Origin of the sequence: Microbispora hainanensis (assembly GCF_006874475.1) — a bacterium.
GTDB lineage: Bacteria > Actinomycetota > Actinomycetes > Streptosporangiales > Streptosporangiaceae > Microbispora > Microbispora hainanensis.
Genome location: NZ_VIRM01000146.1, coordinates 1 through 1,203, shown reverse-complemented (window position 1 = coordinate 1,203; position 1,203 = coordinate 1). Strand labels below are relative to the sequence as shown.

2 protein-coding genes are annotated in these 1,203 nt (G+C 70.1%); one reads left to right on the top strand and one right to left on the bottom strand.

The genetic code is table 11. From position 1 onward, the window contains the following. The coding region (locus FLX08_RS41100) for an HNH endonuclease signature motif containing protein (RefSeq protein ID WP_167530776.1) at window positions 1-297 on the top strand (297 nt) is incomplete at its 5' end. 502 nt (window positions 298-799) lie between these two features. Here the strand turns inward: FLX08_RS41100 and FLX08_RS39890 are convergent. After that, window positions 800-1,203 (bottom strand): transposase (locus FLX08_RS39890; RefSeq protein ID WP_208761981.1); only part of this gene is annotated, 404 nt, incomplete at its 5' end.

The following is a 1,203-nucleotide window of genomic DNA, read 5'->3' as shown; positions in this document are numbered from 1 at the left end:
GACATGGGCCGCAAGGTCCGCCTGGCCACCCCCGCCCAGCGCAGGGCGGTGTTCGCCCGATATGCCACCTGCTGGATCGACGGCTGCCCGCTTCCGGCGACCATGTGCCAGATCGACCACGCCGACAACTGGAGTAGCGGCGGGCTGACCGACCTGAAGCTGCTGGGTCCGGCCTGCCAGTTCCACAATCGGGACCGCTACCAGCACCCCGAGCGCTACACCCGCCGCAAAGAAGGCCCCGACCGCTGGGCCTTCACCTACCACCGCCTGGGAACAGCCCGGCGGCTGCGTGAGTGATAGAGGGGTGGCACGCGGACAGGACCGGGCGGCAGCGGGAGTGAGGCGGGAGGCACAGTGGGCGACGCGCAGGCCGGCCCGGCGGCTGCGGGCATGACCACCAGCGCCGAGGGTCGAGGGCCGACGGGCGGGTCGCCGGTGCGCTGCCCGCTGGGCGTCACAGCGGCTGCAGGGCTTCCACAGTGCGCCGCAAGGCCTTCTACAGCGCGCTGCGGTGCTTTCACAGTGCACAGAGCTTCCACAATGCCCCGCAGGGCTTCCCTGTGCTCCGGGGGGATCGAGGGAGCGGAGCGGGCTTCGCGAGGACCGGAGGTTCCTTCTGGCGCAGTGACCGGGGCCAAGGTCCGTGCCCCGGCTCGCCCGAGGTCCGAGCATCATGCTCCGGCTCGGTGAAGGTTCGTGCGCCGGCTCGGGCAGGGCGCGTGCGCCGATGCGCTGTGCGATGCGGCCCAGCCCAGCCCAGCCCGGCCAATAGCCCGCGGACACACCCACTAGTGGCCCGTCACGCAACCTTGGCCGGGTAACTGGTCCAGCTTCTGATCGGTGAGCTGGCGGCGAAGCTCGTCTTGGGCTGGGCTCGGGCGTTGCGCCAGCGGACGTAGGCGCCGATCGCCGTGTTCTGCTCATCGTGGGTGCGGTGGTCGGTGCCGTTCAGGGCGTAGTACCGCAGCGCGGCGAACTCTGATTCGATCCAGTTCAGCCAGGAGCCGTAGGTCGGCAGGAATACCAGCTCCACGTCGTTGTCGGCCGCCCAGGCGCGGACCTGGGGGTGCTTGTGCGGCGAGAAGTTGTCGGCGATGACATACAGCTTCTCGCTCGGCCAGCGGGCCCGCAGCGTCTTGAGGAAGGACACCACCTCCCGCCAGCGTTTGCGGGTGCGGATGCGGTAGTAGAGCTTGCCGGTGG